This window comes from Rhodococcus sp. P3_B8 (assembly GCF_056402775.1).
On sequence record NZ_JBFUGT010000316.1, the window covers coordinates 1 to 7,308 of the forward strand.

The window sequence follows — 7,308 nt, forward strand, 5'->3', positions numbered from 1 at the left end:
GCGCATACTCGGCGACCGACATGGCAGGCGCCGAGGCATGTACGCCCGCGATGTGCTCGTTCAACGGGTGCGGCCGGTAACCGGTGGTTCGAGGCGRCTGCCGGTCACCGGGACGGGACGGCGTCGGCATCCCAGGTGCCGCTGCCGACCCCACGCGAACGGAGTACCTCCTTGCGGACCTTGCCGGTCTCGGTCAACGGCAGTTCACTGACGAAATCGATGAACCGCGGCAGAGCAAAGTACGCCAGTTGTAGTGCCGCATGGTGCCGTAGGTCCTCGGGGCTCGACTGCATTCCTTCCCGGAGTACCACGGCAGCCATCACTTCGTCCTCGGCGAGTTCCGACGGCACCGGAAAGACCGCGACCTGCGCGACCGCCGGATGCCGCGCCAGGGCCTCCTCGACCTCGGCGGAGGAGATGTTCTCGCCGCGCCGCCGGATGACGTCGCGGACCCGATCGACGAACCGATACCACCCGTCGGGTTCCCGGACCACCCGGTCGCCGGTGTCGATCCAGTCGCCCGCCATGCGGGGAGGCTCGGACAGGTACCCCGTGGCAAATCCTCCGGGAAGGTCTGTGCGGACGACGAGTTCGCCGGGCAGGCCGTCCAAGACGGGGTCGCCGGCGTCGTCGACGACCTTCGCGTCGTAGCCGTCGCGCACCGTTCCGAGATAGCCGGGTCGGCGATCGCCGGGCACAGTTCCGAGAACGAGATTCGTCTCGGTGGTGCCGTAGCCGTCGACGAGTTCGACGCCGAAACGCTCACGGAAGGGAGCCCACAGGCGGGCCGGAGTCGCCGGCGCCAGGGCGCGGGTGGCGCGGTGCTTCTTGTCTTCCACAGCGGGTTCCCGGCCGGTGAGCATCGCGACCATCGCACCGAGCAGGTAGATCACCGTGGCGTCGCTGTCGGCCACCTGCGCCCAGTATCGCCGCACCGAGAAATGTTCACCGAGCACAAATGTTCCTCCCGCAACCAGCGCCTGGAACAGTGTGTTGAGTGCATTCGTGTGGAACAGGGGAAGGCCGTTGTACAGAACGTCGTCGGGTCCCAGCCCCAGGGAGGCTCCCACCCCCGCTCCCCACCAGAGTGATTGAGCATGAGGGCAGCGGACCCCTTTCGGTTGCCCGGTCGTCCCGGATGTGAACAACACCGCCGCCGTGTCGAGCGCGGTTACCGCGGGTTCGGCCGCTCGTCCGGGGGTTCGGCTGTCTCCCGGCCCGGGAACGGACGAAGTGCCGAGTATCCAGGATTCACCGGTGAATCGCGTCTGCCGGAGCCGGGGCAGAAAGGTGGGCTCGATCAACAGGTGGCCCGCCCCGGACTGCTCGAGCACGCTGTCGAGGGCGGCGCCACGCAGTGCTGTGTTCAATGGCACCGTGACCGCTCCTAGCCAACTACAGCCGAGCAGCAGATCGATCAATTCGATGCGGTTGGCGCACATCGCCGCCACCGCGTCACCCCGGCCGATCCCATGTCTGGACAGCGCCTCGGCCGACGTTGCGGCTCGCTGCACGAGTTCGCGATAGGACACCTCCACGTCCCCGGCCCGGACGGCGAGATGATCGCCCCGCTCGGTGGCACGCTGAACGAGCAGGGACGGAATCGTCATCGCCGCCGGCAGCGGCAGAGAATCGGATTCGGGCGTCACGGGTGTCACCTTCCTTCGGCGAACGAGCGATGGCGGCCGGTCACGGTACGACGACCGCGCGGCCGGCGACCTTCCCTTCACGCATCATCTGCAGTGCACACGCGATGTCGTCGAGCGGAAACTCCTGAACCGCCATGCCGATCTCGCCGTCGACGAGGCGCCGAATGAGGTCGGGTGCGAGTTCTGCCTGTCGCGCACTCTTGCGAATCATGTTGACCGGCAGCAACTGTACATCCTTGAGCAGCCAGTTCGGCAAATCGATCGTGAGTTCGGTCCCCAGCGTGTAGCCGATCAGTGCGGCCCGCCCGCCCGGTACGACGCGCTCGAGCAGGTACGGCAGCGAGTCGCCGCCGAGGGTATCGACGAGAACGTCCGCCACTGGATCGGGCCCCAGCGTGTCGGCCAGTTCAGATCCACGGCCGACGACCGGTCGTACACCGTCGGGGACGAGCGGTACCTGGTCCGCCCGCGCCACCACACCGATCACGTCGGCGCCGGCGAGGAGCGCGAACTGTGCAGCCATGGACCCGACCGCGCCGGCGGCGCCGGACACGACGACCCGCTCACCGGCGGCGACGCGGGCGATGTCGTGGACCGCGACGAAACCGGTTGTGCTCGGGAGAAAGAACATGGCCGCGATCGCCGGTTCGAGGGCCGAATCGAACGGTGTGAACACCTTGTCGGCGGCCACGAGGTATTCGGCCCAGCATCCGGGCTTGAAGAGTCCGACTCCGCCACCCCGGACCAACACCCGAGTACCGGCGTCGAAAGTATCCGATTCGATCACGGTGCCGGCCCCGTCAGTGCCTCCGACGTGTGGCAGGGCCGGCTTGATGTCGAAGTTCCCGCTGCCGACGGTGAGGTCGAGGTGCCCCAGCGCCGCCGCATCGATCCGGACGAGGGTCTGTCCGGGTTTCCGGGTCGGCACCTCGACGTCGTCGATGATCGGGTCTTGTCCGAATGTGTGAAAGCGGGCTGCACGCATGTTCTGTCCTTCTGGAGTGCTGTCGAGTGGAAAAGCCTGATCGAAGTGACCGGCTCAGGTGAGGACCGAGTCGGCTCGCAGCCGCGCAACGGTCTCCGCGGAGTAACCGGTGACCTCGCGGAGCACGGCATCGGTGTCCGCGCCCAGCACCGGCGCCGGTTGCCGGATCGTGACGGCTTTCCCGACCCGGATCGGAGCGCCCTGGTGGAGAAAGGCTCCCGCACGGGGATGGACGGCGGGCACGTAGTAACCGCGGGCACGCAGATGCGGATCGGCTTCGACGAGGTCCCGCCCGTTCTGCACGGCCCCGGCGGGGACGCCCGCCTGCTGGAGTTGCTCAGCGACGAGATCGGCAGGCCGCGGCGACGTCCATGCCGTGATCGCTGCCGCGATGTCGGCTTCGTGCGCCCGTCGCGCCCCGGGCGTGCGGAAACGCTCGTCCGTGGCCCATTGCGGGCGGCCGATCACCGCGCACAATCTGGTCCAGTCCGCGTCGTCACGAACGGTGACCGCGCACCAGCGGTCGGGTCCGAGGCAGCGGAAGACGCTGTGCGGTGACATGTCGGGATGAGCATTGCCGAGCGGAACAGGAAGCTGTCCGGCACCCGTCGCCTGCACGACACTAGTGCCCATGTGTGACGCCATCGCCTCCAGCTGGGAGAGATCGATGTGCTGACCGCAGCCGGTGCGATCTCGGTGCTCGAGGGCGGCGAGAACCGCTGCGGCGCCGTGTAATCCTGCGACGATGTCGCCATGACCGTAAATCACTCCGACGACGTCATCGGCACTCCACCCGGTGAGAGCGGTCAGTCCGGTGGCCGCGGAGACGATGTCCGCGTAGGTGACCCAGTCGCGTCGCGGTCCGGTGTGACCGGTTCCCGACATGGAGACGTACACGATGTCCGGACGTAAGGACCGCAGTCGTTCGTACCCGAAGCCCATCTTCTCCATCACCGACGAACTGAAGTTCTCGACCACCACGTCGGACTGCGCCACGAGGTCGGCGAGCACGGCCAGTCCTGCCTCGGAACGCGTGTCCAGAGTGATGCTGCGCTTGTTCCTGTTGACGTCGTTGAAGTACCCGCTGGTGTTCGGATCGTCGTGTGGTCCGCGGGACAGGTGCATGAACGGCGCGAACCGTGTCGGGTCGGGTCGGCCCGACGACTCGACTTTGATGACGTCGGCGCCGTGGTCCGCGAGGATCTGAGTGCAGTAGGGACCGGCGAGAACCCAGGTGAGGTCCAGGACCCGGATGCCCGACAGGGGCAGCAGGTCGGGGCCGGGTGCGGTCACGGTCGGTTCGAGGACTTCGGGTTCCGGCTCGTCGAGGAGAACCTGGTGCGCACCGAGCGGGGAAACCGGCAGGGCCCGGGTCCTCCCTCCTTCCGGGAAGGGGAAGGAGAAGCCCAGATCTCGTACGGTGGACCCGGGCTCGTCGACGTCGACGAAGAAGTCGCGGGCCTGGAGTTGGGGGTTGGACAACAGTTCGTCCGGTCGGACGACGGCGGACCACGGCAGCTTGCGTTGTTGCGCCGCCCGCGCGAAGTCCTCCTTCGGCCACTTGTCGAGGAAACCCTGCAGCACGGCGAAGATGTGGTCCTGGTGCTCTTTCCGCTCGACGGGGTCAGCCCATTTCGGGTCGTCCAGATCCTCCTGGGCACCCTCCTCGACCAGCCAGGAGACCAGCGCGTCCCACATTCGGGGACTTCCGCCGAGCCCGCCACCGACATAGCCGTCGGCGGCCCGGAACAGGCCGTGCGGTACCAACGGGTGCACCCGGCCGGGTCGGTCCGGGACGCGATCCTCGTGGAGATAGGCCAGGGCGCCGGCCTCGAGGCCTGCCGCCACGCATTCCTGTGCGGAGACGTCGATCAGGGGGACCGGGCCCTGACGTCGCGACCGGAGTCCGAGCAACGCCGCGATCGCGGCGTTCACCCCTGCGAGCTGTTCGGCTTGGCCCTGAGGTAGCGACAGCGGGGGCCCATCAGGTTCACCCACTTGAGCGAGCATTCCGCCGAGGGCCGCGAGCGTCAGGTCGGTGGCGCACCACTGGCGGCGCGGACCGTCGACGCCGAAGGGTGTGACTCGTACGTGAACGACCGATCCCGGTGCCGGCTCGATCGGCTCGTCGCCGACGGCGCTGCCATCGAGGTAAACGTCCGCCCCGGCCACCAGGCGCGCCAGTTCCGCACGGCCCATGGCTGTCTCGACGTCGATCGCGACGGATTTCTTTCCGGCGTGCCAGTGCGTGAATGCGTGGCCGTCCAGTTCCCGTCGGGTCGGATCGCCCTCCGGCGGTTCGACCAGAACGACCTCGTATCCCAGTCCGACCAGGATGCGGCCGGCGAATCGGCTCAGCGGGCTGGACAACTCCACCACGCGAATTGCGCTTTCCACCAGAAGGACTCCGTTTCATTGTTCCCAGCGGGCGTCCGCCCGTTCACTGGACCCGAACCTACGTCGCATTCCCGTACCAGTGAATCGATCTGTTCTGCTGACCGAACCGGACGGACGCGTCGTCGCCGAGCGTCAGGCCGGGGGTTGGTTCAGGTGGTCTGTGACCCACCCACGGAGCAGAACGCTCGAGGTATCGACTTCTCCTGTGATCTTGCCCTGGCCTCGGAAGAAGGTGACCAGTTGATTCGCTCGTGCCACGTCGTCGTCCGTGAAGTCGCGCACTCCGAAATCGATCTGGGAGACGGTCCGACGGGCCTCGGCCGGATCCATCTGGATCGAGTCGGAGATCGCCTTGGCAGCTCGGTCCGGGTCGGCATCGGTAATTGCAGCAGCCTCGGCGATCACGTCGAAGACCCGGGCCGCGACGTCCTCGTTCGCCGACAACCACGAATCGGACGCCAGGATCCACTGTGAATACTTGGCGCCGAAGTCACCGGTCGTAGCGACGACACGACCACCTGTCGCCACGGCCTGCTCGACCCACGGATCGAACGACAGGAATCCGTCGATGTCACCGCGAGCGAGCAGCGCCGGTTGCTCGGGTGGACTGGTGTTCACGAGCTTGACCGATGCCGGATCTCGCCCGAGGCTCCGCAGATACAAGTCGGTGAAGTAGAGCCCGATACCGGGGAACACACCCATCGTCTCGATGTCCTTCGGCTCCACGCCCTCGCGCAGGACCACCTGGAAGTAGCGGTCGGAATCCTCGAACACACCGAGCGCGCGCAGCGACGGATTCGCGGCCATGACGGTGAGCGCCGTGGAGTCGGCGTTCCCGGACAATTCCGAAGTCCCTGCCACGACGTTCTGCGCGCCGGCCGCTCCGCCTTCGGTCTGCATCACCTGAACGTCCAGTCCGGCGTCGTCGAACATGCCCTCGGCGTCGGCGAGGAAAATCGGCGCATACGACGGATCGACGCCCACGGAGATGCGGATCAGCCCGCTCCCCTGCGCTGCTTCGGTCGCGGGCCGGGTACAGGACGTCGAGGCGACGGCGAGAGCCGCCACTGCCGCGACGGCGAGCAACGCTCGCCGTCCGATCGAGTGTGTCATGAGCATCCTTCGGGTGAGGTGGCGAGCAAGGTCAGCGGCCAGTGAAACGCGGCGGTCGCTTGTCGAGGAAGGCTTGTAGCCCCTCGGCGGCGTCGGCCGTGCGAATGAGGTCGAGGACACCCGCAAATTCCGCGTCCAGTGCCTGATCGAGTGGGAGTATCCGCCCCGCTTCGACCACCCGCTTGAGCAGGCCGATTGCGGCCGTCGGTCTCGCCGCCCACTCGGCGGCGAGACGGTCTATCCGCGCGTCGAATTCGTCGTCGGGTACCACCTCGTCCACCAAGCCGATCCGCCTGGCCTCGTCGGCGGACAGGCGCCGACCCTCCATCATGAGGAGCTTCGCTCGATGCGCGCCGAGCAAGCGGGGCAAGCGCTGACTGCCGCCGGCCCCGGGAAACAGTCCGAGGCCGATTTCCGGGAACCCGATCGACGCCGACGCCGCCATCACCCGCACGTCACAGGCCAGTGACAACTCCGCTCCGCCGCCGAGTGCGTGCCCGTTGAGGGCTGCCAGCACGGGTTTCGGAGCGGTCTCGAGGACCTGCTGCACCTCGATCCAGGGCCGCATCGCGTGCTGCGTCTCCTCCGACAGTTCGCGCATCACTCGGATGTCGGCGCCGGCCACGAAGAAGCGTCCCGTTCCGCGCAGCACGATGCACCGCACGTCGGTGTTCGCCGCGAGCGGCTTCAGGGTGTCGAGCAATTCCGCTATCAGCGCAGGATCGAAAGCGTTGGCAGGCGGTCGCTCGATGCGCACGACCGCCACGGCGTCGGCCACAGCGGCATGGACCGACGCGGCGAGCGGAGGGAAGGAAGGCGTCATCTGTACTCCATGGGTCGGTCGACTGGAACTGAGAATTCGAGTATCGGCACCCGCGCGCCCCGGCACACCTCCAACGGTCCGGTAGGCGAACCCGCGACACGAAACCGGGCCGGGGACGCGAAGCATTTCGCCGAATCGCATGGACTCTCCGTCTCGACGCCTGAGAAACGGGGATGTGTCGCCGGGGCGCTGGCGTCCTGTAGTCAACGCCGACTATGTCTTTCGCAGATCTCCCGCATTCATTCAGGTCAGCCTTTCGGGTCCGTCTACCGGGACGGCCTTGTTGCGCCGTATGCCTCCACCTGCAGATACTTGGCTGCCAGCGGCGAGGGCTCCAAGCC

Annotated in this window: 5 protein-coding genes; all 5 read right to left on the minus strand. The window is 67.2% G+C overall.

Translation table 11 applies throughout. The features are described from left to right. Positions 1-104: 104 nt before the first annotated feature. Positions 105-1,649, minus strand: coding sequence for an AMP-binding protein (locus AC1D1G_RS38625; RefSeq protein ID WP_477956233.1), 1,545 nt, complete (start codon positions 1,647-1,649; stop codon positions 105-107). A 40-nt stretch (positions 1,650-1,689) separates the two neighbouring features. Beyond that, positions 1,690-2,634, minus strand: coding sequence for a quinone oxidoreductase family protein (locus AC1D1G_RS38630; protein WP_477956234.1), 945 nt, complete (start codon positions 2,632-2,634; stop codon positions 1,690-1,692). Between the two features lie 54 nt (positions 2,635-2,688). Continuing rightward, a complete protein-coding gene (locus tag AC1D1G_RS38635) occupies positions 2,689-5,031 on the minus strand; it encodes a CaiB/BaiF CoA-transferase family protein (protein WP_477956235.1) in 2,343 nt (780 codons plus the stop codon). 132 nt (positions 5,032-5,163) lie between these two features. Beyond that, a complete protein-coding gene (locus AC1D1G_RS38640; protein WP_477956236.1) occupies positions 5,164-6,144 on the minus strand; it encodes an ABC transporter substrate-binding protein in 981 nt (326 codons plus the stop codon). 31 nt (positions 6,145-6,175) lie between these two features. Then, positions 6,176-6,967 (minus strand): enoyl-CoA hydratase/isomerase family protein, encoded by a 792-nt coding sequence (locus tag AC1D1G_RS38645; RefSeq protein ID WP_477956237.1) that lies wholly within the window; start codon positions 6,965-6,967, stop codon positions 6,176-6,178. Positions 6,968-7,308 lie beyond the last annotated feature (341 nt).